16 protein-coding genes are annotated in these 14,972 nt (G+C 74.4%); 5 read left to right on the forward strand and 11 right to left on the reverse strand.

Translation table 11 applies throughout. From position 1 onward, the window contains the following. The first annotated feature begins 40 nt into the window (after positions 1-40). The 3 genes from JT362_RS02005 (at position 41) to JT362_RS02015 (ending at position 3,245) form a co-directional block, all read left to right on the forward strand. A complete protein-coding gene (locus JT362_RS02005; RefSeq protein ID WP_260189245.1) occupies positions 41-391 on the forward strand; it encodes a hypothetical protein in 351 nt (116 codons plus the stop codon). 578 nt (positions 392-969) lie between these two features. After that, positions 970-1,854: a DMT family protein gene (locus JT362_RS02010; protein ID WP_260189246.1), complete on the forward strand. Its 885-nt coding sequence runs from the start codon at positions 970-972 to the stop codon at positions 1,852-1,854. 74 nt (positions 1,855-1,928) lie between these two features. Further along, positions 1,929-3,245: an alpha/beta hydrolase gene (locus JT362_RS02015; RefSeq protein ID WP_260189247.1), complete on the forward strand. Its 1,317-nt coding sequence runs from the start codon at positions 1,929-1,931 to the stop codon at positions 3,243-3,245. Between the two features lie 4 nt (positions 3,246-3,249). Here JT362_RS02015 and JT362_RS02020 read toward each other — a convergent pair whose 3' ends face one another. Continuing rightward, on the reverse strand, positions 3,250-3,900 hold the full coding sequence (locus JT362_RS02020; RefSeq protein ID WP_260189248.1) for a response regulator: 651 nt from the start codon (positions 3,898-3,900) through the stop codon (positions 3,250-3,252). Next, positions 3,897-5,069, reverse strand: a complete 1,173-nt coding sequence (locus tag JT362_RS02025; RefSeq protein ID WP_260189249.1) for a sensor histidine kinase — start codon at positions 5,067-5,069, stop codon at positions 3,897-3,899. The genes JT362_RS02020 and JT362_RS02025 overlap by 4 nt, the downstream gene beginning before the upstream one ends. 102 nt (positions 5,070-5,171) lie before the next feature. Here JT362_RS02025 and JT362_RS02030 point away from each other — a divergent pair, with 102 nt between their 5' ends. After that, positions 5,172-6,128 (forward strand): alpha/beta fold hydrolase, encoded by a 957-nt coding sequence (locus tag JT362_RS02030; RefSeq protein WP_260189250.1) that lies wholly within the window; start codon positions 5,172-5,174, stop codon positions 6,126-6,128. Between the two features lie 4 nt (positions 6,129-6,132). Here the strand turns inward: JT362_RS02030 and JT362_RS02035 are convergent, their stop codons facing one another. Together JT362_RS02035 and JT362_RS02040 are read right to left on the reverse strand one after the other, a co-directional pair. After that, positions 6,133-6,597, reverse strand: coding sequence for an MSMEG_6728 family protein (locus JT362_RS02035; protein ID WP_260189251.1), 465 nt, complete (start codon positions 6,595-6,597; stop codon positions 6,133-6,135). Between the two features lies 1 nt (position 6,598). After that, on the reverse strand, positions 6,599-7,282 hold the full coding sequence (locus tag JT362_RS02040) for a hypothetical protein (RefSeq protein WP_260189252.1): 684 nt from the start codon (positions 7,280-7,282) through the stop codon (positions 6,599-6,601). A gap of 49 nt (positions 7,283-7,331) precedes the next feature. Between JT362_RS02040 and JT362_RS02045 the strand changes: the two genes are divergently transcribed. Continuing rightward, the gene (locus tag JT362_RS02045; protein WP_260189253.1) at positions 7,332-8,255 is read left to right on the forward strand and encodes a pseudouridine synthase; all 924 of its coding nucleotides are present in this window, start codon (positions 7,332-7,334) and stop codon (positions 8,253-8,255) included. Between the two features lie 14 nt (positions 8,256-8,269). Here JT362_RS02045 and JT362_RS02050 read toward each other — a convergent pair whose 3' ends face one another. The 7 genes from JT362_RS02050 to JT362_RS02080 all read right to left on the reverse strand — a co-directional run bounded on the left by JT362_RS02050 (position 8,270) and on the right by JT362_RS02080 (position 14,952). After that, positions 8,270-9,241 (reverse strand): ABC transporter permease, encoded by a 972-nt coding sequence (locus JT362_RS02050; protein WP_260189254.1) that lies wholly within the window; start codon positions 9,239-9,241, stop codon positions 8,270-8,272. Continuing rightward, positions 9,238-9,894: an ABC transporter ATP-binding protein gene (locus JT362_RS02055; protein ID WP_260189255.1), complete on the reverse strand. Its 657-nt coding sequence runs from the start codon at positions 9,892-9,894 to the stop codon at positions 9,238-9,240. Before JT362_RS02055 ends, JT362_RS02050 begins: the two co-directional genes overlap by 4 nt. A gap of 38 nt (positions 9,895-9,932) precedes the next feature. Further along, complete coding sequence (locus JT362_RS02060; RefSeq protein WP_260189256.1) at positions 9,933-11,120, reverse strand: lanthionine synthetase LanC family protein; 1,188 nt, start codon at positions 11,118-11,120, stop codon at positions 9,933-9,935. 24 nt (positions 11,121-11,144) lie between these two features. Continuing rightward, positions 11,145-11,300: a hypothetical protein gene (locus JT362_RS02065; RefSeq protein ID WP_260189257.1), complete on the reverse strand. Its 156-nt coding sequence runs from the start codon at positions 11,298-11,300 to the stop codon at positions 11,145-11,147. Positions 11,301-11,365: 65 nt separating this feature from the next. Then, positions 11,366-13,840, reverse strand: a complete 2,475-nt coding sequence (locus JT362_RS02070; RefSeq protein WP_260189258.1) for a lantibiotic dehydratase family protein — start codon at positions 13,838-13,840, stop codon at positions 11,366-11,368. Continuing rightward, positions 13,830-14,696, reverse strand: coding sequence for a thiopeptide-type bacteriocin biosynthesis protein (locus JT362_RS02075; protein ID WP_260189259.1), 867 nt, complete (start codon positions 14,694-14,696; stop codon positions 13,830-13,832). Before JT362_RS02075 ends, JT362_RS02070 begins: the two co-directional genes overlap by 11 nt. Positions 14,697-14,721: 25 nt before the next feature. Then, a complete protein-coding gene (locus JT362_RS02080; protein ID WP_260189260.1) occupies positions 14,722-14,952 on the reverse strand; it encodes a hypothetical protein in 231 nt (76 codons plus the stop codon). Positions 14,953-14,972: the final 20 nt, after the last annotated feature.

Genomic DNA, 14,972 nt, shown 5'->3' on the forward strand with positions numbered 1-14,972 from the left:
ACCACCGCACCGAGCCGTCGCGGGTACCTACGCTCACCGCATGGTCGGACGTGTGGTGGTAGGTGTGGTGGCGGCGCTGACGCTGACCGCGTGTGGCGACGATCCCCTGCCGGCGGCCGCCGACGGCACCGACCTCGCCGCGTGCTCGGACGGAAGCTGCGAGGTCCTGGTCGACTCCGGCGACGTCCTCGACATCACCGAGTTCGGTCGAGTCGAGATCACGATCGAGGACGACATGCTCGAAGTCGCGAACCGCACCGACGACGGCCAGGGGAACCGGTCGGAACTGTCCGCCGGCGGCGCCGAAGGCCGACAGCTCCAGCTGAACAACCAGATGTTCACCGTGGTCGCCGTCAAGGACAGCCAAGGCGTCCTACGCGTCGGTGGCTGACCGGCCGGATCTCCTGTCCCCGCCGTCGGGTCCCCTTGCTCCTACGCTACCGCCGGAGTTCCTGCCGCTGCCGCTGCCCTTTGCTCCTGGCTCCTTGCCGCCACCTCCTTGCCGCCGCCCTCTTGCCGCCGCCTCCTTGCCGCCGCCTCCTTGCCGCCGCCCTCTTGCCGCCGCCCTCTTGCCACCGCCCTCTTGCCACCGCCCCCTAGCCGCCGCCCCCTAGCCGCCGCCCTCTTGCCACCGCCCTCTTGCCGCCACCCCCTAGCCGCCTAGCCGCCACCCTGGCCACCTGTCCCCTGTCCCTGGCCCTGCCCTCGGTCCCCTTCCCTGCCCTTGTTCCGTGTTCCTCCTGCGGCGTCCCAGCGGAAGCCGCGCGCAACTCCCGAGCGATAAAATCGGACATCAATATAGTTACTAATTACTACTTCATCCGGGCACCGGCGATGTTCGACCCGTTGGCGATAAGCTCGCGGTGAGTCCGTGAGGTACCGCCGCCCGGGCTCTCGGCTTGTCCCGAACGAGGACGCTGGGCCACACCCGTTCCGTCGGGCCAAACCGAGAGAGTGGGCGACCACCGCATGACCGACCTGATCATCGCCGTCGCGCTGTGTGTGGCGTGTTCCATCGCCTACGCGGCGGCGGCGCTCATCCAGGCGCGCTACGCCCGGCTCACCGTCGTCGAACTCGTGCGCGTGCCCCAGGTCTGGATCGCGTTCGGGCTCAACGGGCTCGGCGCGGCGCTGCACGTCACCTCGCTGGCGTTCGGGCCGCTGTCGTTGATCCAGCCGCTCGGCGTCCTGACCCTCGTCATCGCGGTTCCGCTCGCGGCGATGACGGCCAAGCGCCGGGTGACCCGGCTCGAGCTGAGCGGCATGGCCAGCACGGTGGTCGGGCTCGCCGGGCTCACGCTGATCATCACCACCGCGGGTGACGCCGAGACGCTCACCTCCACCGAACTCGTCGGGCTCCTGGTCGCCACGACCGTCGTCGTGGGGGCGCTCGGGCTGCGCGGGCGCCGACCGGGGGCGTCCGGGCTGTGGGAGGCGGTCGCGGGCGGCATGGCGTACTCCGTCTGCTCCGCGCTGTGCCAGACCGTCGTGGTGACCGTGGGCGACGACGGCGCGGGCGTCCTGCTCCGGCCGATCACGATCCTCGCGATGGTCGGCATCGCCGTGTTCGCGGTCGTCGCGACGCTGCTCACCCAGCGCTCGTACCGGCACGGGCTCGGCGCTCCCCTTGCGGTGACCAACCTCGTGAACCCCGCCACCGCCACCACCATCGGCGTGGTGCTCCTCGGCGAGACCCTCGCCACCAGCGAGGTGGAGCTCGTCCTCGCCGTCGCCTGCGCGCTGCTCAGCGCCTACGGGGTGGCGCAGCTGGCCCGTGCCCGGGACGTCACCGCCGTCCCCTCGCCGGCACCGGTACCGGAGATCGTCCCCACGGAGGTTGTCGGCCGTCCGTGACGGAACTGTCACGAACCCGCCGGGTCGCCCGCATACGGTCACGTCGCCACACAACGTGACCGGAAGGACGTTCGATGCTCCGTGGATTCGCCGTTGCCGCCTGCGCGGGTGTGCTCGTGCTGGGGCTGGTCGCCGCACCGGTGAGACCGGCCACCGCCGGCACACACTCGGTCGGCACGGTCGTCTACACCCTCGGCGACACCGCGTTCCAGGTGCCCGAGTTCCACACCCTCGACCCCGAGACCGGCATGCCGGGCGAGGTGGCCGACCTCGAGCTGACCGCCGTCGTGCACTACCCGAAGCACCTGCGCGGCCAGCACCCGCTCGTCGTGCTGTCCCACGGCATGTGGGAGACCTGCGCCGACCGCGCGGCCGGCGAGGCGTGGGACGACGCGTTCCGCCAGGTCACCGGATCCGACGCGGTCGAGGACCCGGTGGAGCTCGAACGGCTCTACGCCATCATGGGCGAGGCCCAGGAAAGCCTGACCCGGTGGCCCTGCGAGCCGGGCACCCCGCCGATGCCCAGCTACCGGGGCTACGACTACCTCGGCCGCGCCCTCGCTCGCCAGGGCATCGTCGCCGTGTCGATCAGCGCCAACGGCGTCAACGCGGGCGAGCTGGGCCAGCCGGCCGACATCGCCAGGGCCGAGCTGATCGACGAGCACCTGCGGATGTGGCGCGACCTGGTCGCCACCGGCGGCGGGGAGCTCGCCGGCCGCTTCACCGACCCCGACACCGGACGGCCGGCGCACGTCGACTTCACCGGGCGGATCGACCTGACCAACGTGGGCACGGTCGGGCACTCCCGGGGCGGCCGCGGCGTGATGCGGCACGCCGCCGACAAGCACCGCGCGGACTGGCCGGCGGGCGTCGAGGTCAAGGGGGTCGTGCCGCTGGCGCCCGCCTCGTACTACGCGCCGGACCCGGACGCGCCGGAGAACCTCGACTACCGGGTGACCGACATCCCGTTCGCCGCGATGACCGGCGGCTGCGACTACTCCACCTACGGCGGCCCCGACTACGTGGACAACGCGCGCGGCCGCAACACCGTCCCGATCTACCTGTGGGACGTGCACGGCGCGAGCCACAACTTCCTCAACACGCAGTGGTCGCCGAGCAGCGGGCAGGTGATGGCCTACGACGACGTGCAGCGGGCCGACGACTCGCTGAGCCCGTCCAGGCCGCGGCCGGGCCACTGCCTGGCCGACGGGGACCGGGTGGACCGGCAGCTCACCGAACGCCAGCAGCGGCTGGTCACCGCCGCCTACGTGACCGCCTTCTTCCGCCGCCACCTCCTCGGCGACACCCGGTTCGACCCGATGCTCACCGGCCGGGAGCACCCGCTGGACCGGATCACGCCGGTCGACGTCGAGGCCGTGCCGCCGCGCTGACGCCTCATCCGCCGACCAGGCCGGCCTCCCGGGCGAGGAGGCCGGCCTGGGTCCGGTTGCGACAGTCCACCTTCACCAGCATCCGGGACACGTAGCTCTTGACCGTCGACTCCGACAGGTGCAGCTCACCCGCGATGTCCGCATTGGACATACCCCGGCCGAGACAGGCCAGCACGCCCAGCTCGCGGTCGGTCAGCCCACGCAGCCTGGACCGGGCGTCCTCGTCCCGCCGCCGCCCGGCGACCGACGCGTCCACCAGCCTCGCGGCGGCGGCCGGCGACAGCACCGTGTGCCCGGCCGCCGCCACCCGGACCAGCTCGACCAGGTCCTCCGGCGGCGTCGACTTCAGCAGGAAACCCGCCGCGCCGGAGCCCAGGGCACGCAGTACGTAGCTGTCCGCGTCGAACGTGGTCAGCGCGACCACCCGCGGCGGCGACGGCAACGTCGCGATCCGGTCGATGGCGGCCAGGCCGTCCACACCGGGCATCCGCAGGTCCATGAGCACCACGTCCGGGCGGTGCCGGACGACGGCCTCCACGCCCTCCGCGCCGTCGTGCGCCTCGGCGACCACCTCGACGTCGGCCGCCGCACCGAGGATCACCCGCAGGTGCGCGCACACCATCGGCTCGTCGTCGACGACGACCACGCGGATCATCTGGCGTCCTCCCGCGTCGGTACGTAGGCCGGCAGTGTCGCATCGACCTGGTAGCCGCCGCCCGGTTCGCGGCCGGCGCGCAGCGTCCCGCCGACCAGCTCGACCCGGTGGGCGAGGCCGAGCAGGCCGGCGCCGGAGCCGCTGGCGGCCAGCGCGGGGTCGGGCGGGCGGCGGGCGGCGTCGTTCCCGACGCGCACGGTGACGCCGTCGCCCCGGTAGGCCAGCGCCACCGTCACCCGCGCTCCCGGCGCGTGCTTGCGGGCGTTGGTCAGCGACTCCTGCACCACCCGGTACACGGTTCGGAGCACGGTCGGCGAGATCTGGTCCGGGTCGCCGTCGGCGGTGTGCGACACCTGCTGGCCGGCCGCGCGGGCCTCGGCGACCAGCGTCGCCGGATCGGGTGCGGCGGGTTCCTCCGGCCGGTCGGCGCGGGCCTCCCCCGCCTCCCGGAGCACCCCGACCAGGTCACGCAGCTCGGCCAGCGCCTGGGTGCCGGCCCGCCGGATGTCCTCGGCGGCGTCGCGCACCGCGGGTTCGGTGGACGTGGTGCCGAGCGCCCCGGCGTGCAGGACCACCAGGCTCAGCCGGTGGGTGACCACGTCGTGCATCTCCTCGGCGAGCCGCCGCCGTTCGGCCGCCCTGGCCCGCTCGGCGAGCAGCAGCTGTTCGCGCTCGGCCCGCTCGGCGCGCTCGCGCAGGGAGTCCACCAGCTCGCGGCGCGCGTTCAGGTACAGCACGGCCAGTGCCGGCAGCACCGTGTTGACCACCCCGAGCGGCGTGACGTCCCAGCTCGGGTCCCATGGCCGGGTGCCGAGCAGGGTGAGCAGGGCGATCAGCCCGAACGCGCGGCGGCGGTCGGTCAGCCGGACCAGGTTCACGATGATCGCCGGCGTGGCGAACGGCAGCGCCGAGTACACCGCCGAGGTGTCCGACACCAGCATGGCCACCGCCACGGCCACCGCCCACGACGCGACCCATACCGGGAAGCGGGCGAGGAACAGCAGCGACACGTCCACCGACAGCCCCAGCAGCAACGTCCACCCGGCGTCCGCCGGGCCGAGACCGTGGACGAGCAGGTCCAGGGCGCCGAAGATCACGACAGCCGCGATCAGCCAGAACCCGTCGCGGCGGGTCCGCCACAGCGGAAAGGCCCAGCTCCGGTCGTCCACGTCCGACACGCTAGCGGCGGTCGAGGCGTGCAACCTTCGTGGATCCCGGTGTCCACCTTCGCCGGTTCCGCCGGGACGGCGCCGTGCGGTGCACTCGGGGCCATGACGAACTACTCCAGGCGAACCGCGTTGCTCGCGGGCACGATCGGCGCCACGGCGGGCGGGCTCACGCTGGCCGGCGGCGGCGCACAGGCGGGCCGCGGCCGGCGCGGCACCACGACGTTCGTCGTCGTCACCGGCGCGAGCGGCACCCCGGGCGGCGTCGACGAGCTGTCGCTGCGCGGGCACCGCACCGTCGGCGTCGGCCTGCCGGGGCACGGCGCCACCGACGCCCAGTTCGCGCACGACTACCAGTGCCCGCAGGACCCGGCGTCGCTGGCGACCCGGCCGTCGCCGATGGCCGGCGTCGGACTGGACGCGTACACGGCGGCGGCGGTGGAGGTGGTCCGCACGGTCGCCGAGTACGGCCCGGTGGTCCTCTACGGCGGCAGCATGGGCGGCGCCACGCTGAACCGGGTCGGCAACGCGGTGCCGCACCTGGTCGACCGGATCGTGTACGACGCGGCGTTCTGCTGCGTCGACCTGGCGTCCCCGGACGAGTACCTGGCCACTCCCGAGGGGTCGACCAGCCTGGCCGGCAACCTCGCCGCCCTGGTGGTCGCCGACCCCACGGTGATCGGCGCGCTGCGGGTCAACTACCGCACGGCGGACCGGGAGGCGCTGGCCGGCCTGAAGGAGACGATGATGGCCGGCGCGAGCGACGCCGAGTTCTACGCGATGCTCGCGTCCCTGCAGCCCGACGAGTCACTGACCGTGGGCGCGGAGGACTCCCGGGTCGAGGCCCACACCTGGGGCCGGATCCCGCGTACCTTCATCCGGCACACCGCCGACCGGATGATCCCGCTCGCGCTGCAGGACCGGATGATCGCCGAGGCGGACCGGCTGACCCCGCACAACCGGTTCGACGTGCACACCGTCGACGCCCCGCACGCGGCGACCGCGGCTCAGTTCGCCCGGATCGTGGACATCCTGGACAGGCTCCCGGAGTGCCGCCGCTGAGCCGCTACCCGACCCGCCGCGGGCGGTCCGACGCGGGCCACACGTACGGCAGGTCGTCCGGAACGTCGGGGAACAGCGGCCGGTAGTGCTCGGGTGCCTTGCGCACCAGGGCCGACCGGTGGCTGCGGTGCAGTGCGGGGTCGCCGAGCCAGGGCGGCAGCTCGCCCGCCTCGGCCAGCTCGGCCTGGGTGCGCACGACGTCCGAACCGAGGTCGCGGCGCAGTGTGACCGCGCAGGTGTCGGCGTGTCCGCGCGCGGTCCAGCCGGCACAGATCACGAGGCCGTAGCGGACCAGGGCCTCCTCGTAGCCCGCCCACATGGCCGCCGCCGGGTGGTGCCGCCAGCCGTAACCGGGCACGGTCAGCGCGCGCAGCACCTGGATCGCCTCGACCCGCTGCTTGCCGAGCCGGAGCTGGTCGAGGGCACCGGCGGTGTCCGCGAAGTCCGGGTACGGCAGGAACGTCTGCACGTCACCGCGCCGGTGGCTGGCCCCAGCCGGGGCGGGGCGGAACGCGCGGGCCGATCACGGCGCCGACGACCGACAGGGCGGTCCCCGCCACCACCAGCCACGGGCCGGCGGCGAGCTCGTCGAGGTGCTCGCCGCTGTCGGTCAGGACGAGGAGGCTGATCACGTGGTAGAGCAGGCAGAGTCCGGCGAGGACGGCGATCAGCGCCCTGGTCGGGCCGGTTCTGCCCTCGCCGAGGCTCTTCCTGGTCAGTCCACCCCGCCGGCGGACGCTGTCCCGGTCGCGGAGAGTGCCGAGCGCCCACATCGACGGGGCGATCACGGCGAGCGCCAGCGCGATGAAACCGCCGGGGCTGAAGTAGAGGTCGAGCCACCGCTGCTCGCCGGTCAGCTCGGTCGCGCTCGCCGCCCCCATCGACTCGCTGAAGTCGAAGAAGGTCACCTCTCCGAACCAGGGCAGCGCGAGCAGGCCGACCGCGGCCAGGATCGCCCCGAGCAGGGCCGGGATCGCCCCCCAGCCGGGCAGCGTCAGCGGCGGCTCCGGGAGGGGTGGCTGCGGAAGGGGCGGCGTGAACGGCCCCACCTGGTACTGGCCCTGCGGCTGCCCCGGCCACGGCTGCTGGCCACCGGGCTGGGCGGGCCGCCAGCCGGGCTGTTGTCCTGGATGTCCCTGACCCCCGTACGTCACGACCTCGAACCTAGCCCCTCCCGGAACCGGGCGCCCGTAGGCTGGCGGCGTGCGCCGTTCCGTCCGCTCCCCGCTGCCGCAGCGCCACGGGCTCGACGCGGCGCGGCTGCGGCTGCCCGAGGACGGGCCGTGGCCGACGGTCCGGGCGTACCTGGTGGCGCGGCTGCCCAGGGTCGACCCCGCGCGGATCGACGCGATGCTGGCCGAGCGGCGGTTCGTCGGCGCCGACGGGCCGGTGGGCGCCGACACCGCGTACGCGCCTGGCACGTTCGTGTGGTTCCACCGGGACCTGCCCGACGAGGTACCCGTGCCGTTCGAGGTCGGGATCGTGTACCGGGACGAGCACATCGTGGTCGCCGACAAGCCGCACTTCCTGTCCACGATCCCCCGCGGCCGGCACGTCACCGAGACCGCGCTGGTGCGGCTGCGCCGCCGGTTGGAGCTGCCGGCGCTCGTGCCGGCGCACCGCCTCGACCGCCCGACCGCCGGGCTCGTGCTGTTCGTCGCGCGGCCCGAGCTGCGCGGCAGGTACCAGACGCTGTTCCGCGACCGGCGGGTCAGCAAGGAGTACGAGGCGGTCGCGGCGCACCGTCCCGAGCTGACGCTGCCGACGGTGGTGCGCAGCCGGATCGTCAAGGAGCGTGGCGTGCTCACCGCCCAGGAGGTACCGGGCGAACCGAACGCCGAGACCCGCGTCGAGTTGCTCGACCAGCGCGGCGGCCTGGCCCGGTACCGGCTGCTGCCGACCACCGGGCGCACCCACCAGCTGCGGCTGCACCTCAACGGCCTCGGCATCCCGATCCTCGGCGACACCTTCTACCCGGCCCTGCTCGACCGGCCGCTGGACGACTTCACCCGCCCGCTGCAGCTGCTCGCGAAGGTGCTGGAGTTCGACGACCCGCTGACCGGGGAACGGCGCCGCTTCGAGAGCCGCCTGCGGCTCGCCGCCTGGCACTCCCCCGCCGACTGGTAGGCGGACCGCCGTCGTCACGTCCGGTCGGTGGTGAGCACGGTGGTCCGAACGTCCGGCCGCGCCTCGGCCGGGACGGCGGGCCGGGCCTCGCGGGACTCGTCCGTTGCGCAGGAGCACACCAGCACCGGGCCGCTCGACGACCGGATCCGCAGCGAGCCGTCCGCGGTGACGCTGACCACGACGGTCGCCGTGCGCTCCGGCTGCTGGCGCGGCACGGACGGGTCCTGGCGGCCGATGTGGTCGCGGGTGCGGCGGTGGAACGCGACCAGGCCGATCAGCGCGGCACCGGCCAGCCACAGCATCCCGAGCAGGAAGTAGCCGAGCGACAGGTCACCGGTGAACGCGGCGCCGACCGAGTTCTGCATGGCGCCGTAGGTCGGCAGCAGGCTGAAGCCGTCCACCCCGGTCGACGGGGTGATGATCGGGTTCTGCACCATCACGTCCACCAGGCTGATCATGATGATGAGGAACATCCCGGCCAGCTCGGTGCGGAACACCACGCCGAGGAGGATGCCGATGCCGCCGTAGGTCAGCCCGCTCAGCACCAGGCTCAGGTAGAACGGGACGAGCAGCTCCGGCATCCAGAACAGCATCAGCACGCTCGTCGCGTACAGCGACACGACGGCGGCGGCCAGCCCGAGCGCGAGGAGCTTCGCCACGAGCAGCGCCGACCGCGCGTAGCCGGCGAGCACCAGGCGCCGGTCGAAGTCGCTGGACCGGCGCACGGCCGAGAACATCATGAACCCGATGATCAGCGTCACCGCGTTCATCGCCCCGGAGATCATCGACAGCTGGTTCGCGTCGAGCTCCACGACCCGGCCGGTCACGTCGTGGTGGAACGCGATCGGGCCGCTGGGGATGATCATGTGCACCAGGGTCAGCCAGATCGGGATGAACGCGACCACCAGCGCCAGCGCGACGCGGTTGCGCCCGTGCTGGGCGATCTCGTACCGGGTGGCGTCGCCGAGCGAGTCGTTCCAGCTCATCCCGCGGTCACCACCGTGGCCGGCACCGTGCCGTTGAGCGTGGACTCGGTGATCGCCGGTTCGGCGAGCTGCCCGTTCCGCAGCCGGCGCAGCCGGTCGAACCGGTCGATGTCGTGGGCGATGTGCGAGATGATCAGCACCGTCCGGCCCTGGTCGCGCAGCTCCTCGGCGATGGACCAGAAGTTGAGGTAGTTGTCCCAGTCGAATCCCTGGTACGGCTCGTCCATCAGCACGACGTCCGGGTCGTGCATGAGCGCGATCACCAAGTTCAGCTTCTGCCTGGTGCCGCCGGACAGCAGGCCGGCGCGGGTGCCGCGGTGCTGGTCGAACCCCAGCCGCTCCACCAGTTCGTGCGCGCGCAGCAGTCCCGGTCGCCGGTAGGCGCGCTGGAAGAACCGCAGGTGCTGTTCGACGGTGAGCTCGTCGTTCAGCACGATCTTCTGCGGGCAGTAGCCGAGCGTGCCGCCGTAGATGATGTCGCCCCGGTCGGCCGCCAGCTCACCGGCGAGGATCCGGAGCAGGGTCGACTTGCCGGCACCGTTCTCGCCGATGATCCCGAACAGCTCGCCGGTGCGCAGCTCGAACTCGACACCGGTGAGTACCGGCCGGCCGCGGAACGCTTTGTGCAGGTCCACCACCCGCAGTGGGTTCATGCTCAACTCCCTGGAAGTCTCGGAAAGGTACGGGTCGGTCAGTACAGGGCCAGGCACCGCAGCCAGCCGCGGTCGCCGCCCTCGGCGGTGAGCAGGGCGGCGAGCACGCCGGTCGCACCGCACAGCAGGTCCGGGCCGAGCCGGGCGACGTCGTCGAGCCGCTCGCGCAGGTACCGGCACAGGTCGTCGCGCAGTGTCGCGGCCTCCGGCAGGCCGGCGTGCCGCGCGAACGCGTCCGCCACGAGCAGCACCCCGGCCGCGCCGTGACAGATGCCGAGCGGATCGTGGTCGAGGTGGAGGTCCGGGTCGTACCGCTCGCACAGCGTCCGCATCGCCGCCTCGGCGTAGGCGCTCACCGCGAGGCCGCCATCGCCGCCGCCATCGCCGCCGCCGTAGCCGCCGTAGCCGCCATCGCCGGCTTGGCCGGCGTCGAGCAACGCGCGGCCGGCCACCCACAGCGCCCAGCTCACGCCCGGCGTCCCGTAGCACCAGCCATGCCGGCGCGCGGTCCGGACCGGCATGGCTGGTGCCCGGCGTGGCCAGGACACGATGCCCTGGTCGTCGGGCGCTCCCCCGGCGGCGAGCCACGTGGCCAGCCGGTGGACGGCGTCGGCGGTCCGGTCACCGGGTGGTAGGTGCGGCAGGGCGAGGCCGAGTGCGGCGAGTGGCCCGGCGACGCCGTGGGCGAGGCCGGTGACCACGCCGCCCTGCGCCCAGCCGACCAGCGGGTGCCCGGCGTGCGCGCCGATCCGGAAGCCGTCCGGGCCGGTGGCGGCGAGGGCGACGAGGTGCGCCAGCGGCGGCGCGAGCCGCTCCCGGTCGACCGGGCCGGTGCCGGCGAGGTGGGCGAGCAGGACCCCCGCCGGGCCGCCGACCAGGTCGTAGTCGGCGAGCCCGACGTTCGTCGTGCGCCACCGGTGGGTGGCGCGGGCGATCGACGAGCCGGCCCGGTCGGCGGCGCCGGCCGCGCCCGGGTACCGGTCGGCGACGAGTCGTAGCCCGGCGAGCAGGGTGCCCGTTCCGCCGAACAGGCCGAGCCCGCCGCCGCAGCGGGTGCCCCGGCGCAGCCAGGCGTCCACGGCCGGGGTGTCGCCGACGAGCGTCGCGAGCACGACCGGCCCCAGGTCGGGGCCGGCCGTGTCCGCGTCGGCACTGGCCGTCCAGGGAGCGAGCACCAGTTCGGCGGCATCTGTGAGATCCGACGTCGGTCCCGTCCGTACCGGCATGACCCGCTCCCCTTCCGGCTCAGCTCAGCAGTGCCAGTACCAGGAGTGGTTGCCGCAGCCGAAACTGCACAACAGCAGCGACGGCGTCTGGGCTTCGGACGTCATCTCGGTCTCGCTGATCCGGGTGTCCAGGTGCGACACCAACTCCTCGAGCTCGTTCAGCTCCATCGTGGGCTGCATGGTGATCTCCTTTCGGGGGTTGCGGTAACACCAACCACCGGGTCTCCCGGTGGCGCTTCTCGGGATCAGCGCGCGGCCACGGCCGGCGCTCCTGGTGGTGCGGTGGAACGGGACCGCGCCGGGCTCCAGGCCCTGGCCACCTCGTCGGCGAGCCGGGCCGGGCCTGCCGCGTGCGGCAGCCGGAGGAGGAGCTGCGCGGCGACGCCCGCGCCGTCGCGGTCGCGTACCGGCAGGTGTTCCGGGGCGGGCAGCATCTCCTCCAGCACGACCGAGGTGACCGCGGGGTCGGCGAGCAGCCGGTCCAGCGCGCGCAGCGCGGCGATGCCGTCCAGGTCGACCGGCCGCGCCCGGCCGGCGCCGTCGGCACGCAGGAAGTTCCAGCGTGGGGCGCCGGTGGCGGTCCGCAGCCGGGCGAGTTCGCGCACCCGCGCGGCGAACGGCAGGTCGGCGCGCGGCAGCCGGTCCCGCGCGACCACCACCGACCGGGGCGCGAGCACGAGGCCGCCGTCGACGACGATCCGCGGCACCCGTTCGCGGCCGGGGAACGCGGTGGTGTGGTCGGCGGCCACGAACGGGGACGCCAGCTCACCGACCGGTGCCGCCGAGGTCAGCAACGCCAGCACCACGTCCCAGGGCGACGGCGGCACCCGGGTGGCGTGGCAGACCGGCCACAGTGGACGGCCGGCCGGATCCTCGGCGACCATCCGTCCGCCGTCGCGGCGCACGGTGATCTGCCCGAGCGGCAGGAACCGCCCGCCCGCGACGTCGCCGGCGAGGTAGGTCGACAGATCGGCGTCGCCGGTCCAGTTCGGGGTGTAACGGGGGCGGCGAACGGTGTTCGCGCCCCGGGCGCCCTGCGGCGGCACGAGCACCTCGACCAGCTCGACGCCGCAGCGCGCGGCCACCTCGTCCGCAAAGGACCGATAGTCGTCCACATGGGACATGTCGGCGTGCAGGGCGCGCAGCGCGTCGGCGAACCGGGCGTCAGCGACACCGGCCGGGAGCACCGCCTCCAGCACGGCGAACGGCTTGCCGTCCGGCAGCGGCCGCACGAGACAGTCGACCGGCCACGGGCGGGGCGCGGCGGCCGGGGCGCCGATCCGGTCGAGGACGGCGGCGGTGATGTCGACCTCCTCGTGCCCGGCGTGCTCGCCGAGCCAGTCGCACAGCCGCTGGTACGCGGTGCCGGGTTCGGGTTCCGGCCAGGCCGGGTGGCGCCGGTCCGGCTGGCTCGGATGGCGTCCGTCGAGGAACCGGGCGACCAGCTCGGTGACCGGGCGCGGGTGGGCGTCGACGAGGTCGAGCACCGGGTGCGCCGCCACGGGCCGGGTGAGCAGCGCCTGCACCCGGCCGGCCTGCGCGACCAGGTCACCGAGCCGGCCGAGCGCGGCGACCGGGACGTGCCCGCCGCCGCGCCGGTACACGTCCACGAAGCCGGACCGTTCCGGCTGGGGTCGCGCTTTCGGCTCGGCCGTCCACCCGAGCAGGCGGGCGGTGGGCCGGGTGGAGGCCTGCACGATCCCGAGCCGCACCAGGTGGTGCAGGAAGTCACGGGCGACGTCCGTCCGCGACTCGTCGCCGGCGGCGAGCAGGGCGACGACCTCCCTGGTCCGCACCGCGCCGGTGCCGAGCGCGTGCCGGACCGCCTCGACGGCCGGGGTGCGGCGCACCCGGACGCACCGGGTGCCGACCGGGTTGTCCGGGTCGGGCACCCAGCAGCACAGCCGGTCGTCGCTGACCCAGTGCAGCGGGGTCATGGACAGCGAGGCGTCGGGGAGGGCGTCGCCCGCGGCCAGGTCGCGGCGGTGCGCGCCGATGTTGTCGACGACGTGCACGGCGTGGTCCCCGACCCGCGCGTCGACCAGCAGCCGGTCGGCCGCGCCCGGTCCGGCCTGGACCAGCGCCACGTGTCCGAACCAGCCGCGCGGGGTGGTCTTGCCGGCGGCGCGGGCGAGCAGCCGCAGCAGGTAGTCGGCGCGTTGCCGCATCCGCTTGCCGGCCCAGGCCGGGTCGTCGACGAGCCGCGTGGCGATCTCGGCCGGCAGGTGCGGGGCGGCGTCGGTGACCGCCCGCAGCGCGGCCGGGCAGCCGGTGACCAGGTCCCAGGGCAGGGTGGCGAGCCGGGCGCGTTCGGCGGTGAGCGCGTTGTCCAGGCGCCGGTCCTCGGCGCGCAGGTCCCGGGACCAGGCGGCGGCGCGCAGCAGCTCGCCGGTGAGCCCGTCTGGTCCGTCGAGCGCGGCGTTGACGACGGCCAGGCGGCGGCAGGCGGCCTCGTCGACGGGATGCCCGCGCAGCAGCGTCCGCCGGGTGGCGACCGCGAGACCGCGCACCGGGCCGGGCAGCTCCGGGTGCGGCACCAGTTCCCCGGTCAGCCGCGCGGCGAGGCGGGCGGCGAACGCGATGTAGTCCACCTCGGACCGCTGCCGGTCGCGGATCCGGTCGAACAGGTCCGGGTTCCCCGCCCTGGCGAGGACAGCGGCGGGGACGGCGGCGACCCGCAGCAGCCCGGCGGGTCCGGCCGGTTGGCCGTCAGCACGCATCGCCGTGCACCCGTTCGCCGGCCAGCAGGGCTTCGGTCAGCATGGCCTGCCGGCCGAAGCCGAGGGTCGCCCGGTTCCAGTGGAACACCACGTACCAGGCGGCGGCCTCGGGCAGGGCGCGGACGTCACCCGTCTCGTCGATCACGGCGGCGGCCCACGCCGGGGCGAGGGGGGTGACCTCGGCGGCGTGCCGCTCGGCGAGCGCCCGGTCCTCGTCCGGCAGCGCGGCGAGCAGCTCGTCCGGGTGCCGCCACCGGCGGCGCAGGTCGCGGCGCAGGTCCTCGTCGGCCGGCGTGCGTTCGACGTCGGGCGGGACGAGCCGGCCGGCCGCGGCCACCCCGGCCCACACCTCCCGCTCGGCGCCGAGCAGGCCGAGCCCGTCGAGCACCGGGCGCAGCATGGCCAGCGACAGCGCCCACGCGGGCGCCGGGCAGGCCAGGGCGTGCCGGTCGAGCCAGGTCGTCGCGTCGGCGGTGAACAGCCGGTGCACGTGGTCCATGGCCGCCGCGCCGCCGAACCGGTGCGTCTCCGGCACGTAGGTTCCCGGTTCGGCGCCGCCGACCAGGCCGTCCGCACGCCAGGCGGGCACCAGGCGGTTCAGCTCGGACCGGACGAACGCCGCCCGGCCGGGCGTCGGCGCGAACCGGACGCGCAGGCCGGGCGGCTTGTGCATGAAGAAGAAGTCCTCGACGATCCGCCGGTCACGCCAGTCCCGCACGAGCGCGGCCAGCTCGGTGTGGAGCTCGCGGTGCGGCGCTCGGCCCGGCGCGAGCCCGAGCTGCACCCAGCGGTCGGCCGCCGGGCCGTGCCGCCACGGCGGGCGGCGCGCGAACAGCTCGTCCACGGGTACCGACATCTCGTCCTCCAGCACGCGGGTCGGGTCAGGGGGTGTTCGGGTTCTGGACCATCAGCCAGCCGCTGTCGCACATCCAGGTGCCCGGTGTCAGCGCGCCCATCTGCTGCCCGGCCATGCCGGCCTGGTTGCAGTGGAGCTGGGTGCCGAAGTAGAAGACCGGGACCCACTGTGGTTGCGGCGCGGCGGTCGCGGTGGTGGCGGCGCCGACGGTCAGCAGGCAGGCGAGCGCGGACGTGACGATGGTCTTCCGGAGCATGTGCTTCCTCCTTGTCGTGT

Source organism: Actinophytocola gossypii (genome assembly GCF_025165815.1).
GTDB lineage: Bacteria > Actinomycetota > Actinomycetes > Mycobacteriales > Pseudonocardiaceae > Actinophytocola > Actinophytocola gossypii.

What these genes read in the sequence shown, in the direction of transcription:
- JT362_RS02060 (WP_260189256.1), bottom strand. Translation starts at nt 11,120, where the DNA reads ATGCCGGTACGGACGGGACCGACGTCGGATCTCACAGATGCCGCCGAA.
- JT362_RS02065 (WP_260189257.1), bottom strand. Translation starts at nt 11,300, where the DNA reads ATGCAGCCCACGATGGAGCTGAACGAGCTCGAGGAGTTGGTGTCGCAC.
- JT362_RS02010 (WP_260189246.1), top strand. Translation starts at nt 970, where the DNA reads ATGACCGACCTGATCATCGCCGTCGCGCTGTGTGTGGCGTGTTCCATC.
- JT362_RS02070 (WP_260189258.1), bottom strand. Translation starts at nt 13,840, where the DNA reads ATGCGTGCTGACGGCCAACCGGCCGGACCCGCCGGGCTGCTGCGGGTC.
- JT362_RS02080 (WP_260189260.1), bottom strand. Translation starts at nt 14,952, where the DNA reads ATGCTCCGGAAGACCATCGTCACGTCCGCGCTCGCCTGCCTGCTGACC.
- JT362_RS02030 (WP_260189250.1), top strand. Translation starts at nt 5,172, where the DNA reads ATGACGAACTACTCCAGGCGAACCGCGTTGCTCGCGGGCACGATCGGC.
- JT362_RS02055 (WP_260189255.1), bottom strand. Translation starts at nt 9,894, where the DNA reads ATGAACCCACTGCGGGTGGTGGACCTGCACAAAGCGTTCCGCGGCCGG.
- JT362_RS02015 (WP_260189247.1), top strand. Translation starts at nt 1,929, where the DNA reads ATGCTCCGTGGATTCGCCGTTGCCGCCTGCGCGGGTGTGCTCGTGCTG.
- JT362_RS02075 (WP_260189259.1), bottom strand. Translation starts at nt 14,696, where the DNA reads ATGTCGGTACCCGTGGACGAGCTGTTCGCGCGCCGCCCGCCGTGGCGG.
- JT362_RS02005 (WP_260189245.1), top strand. Translation starts at nt 41, where the DNA reads ATGGTCGGACGTGTGGTGGTAGGTGTGGTGGCGGCGCTGACGCTGACC.
- JT362_RS02050 (WP_260189254.1), bottom strand. Translation starts at nt 9,241, where the DNA reads ATGAGCTGGAACGACTCGCTCGGCGACGCCACCCGGTACGAGATCGCC.
- JT362_RS02020 (WP_260189248.1), bottom strand. Translation starts at nt 3,900, where the DNA reads ATGATCCGCGTGGTCGTCGTCGACGACGAGCCGATGGTGTGCGCGCAC.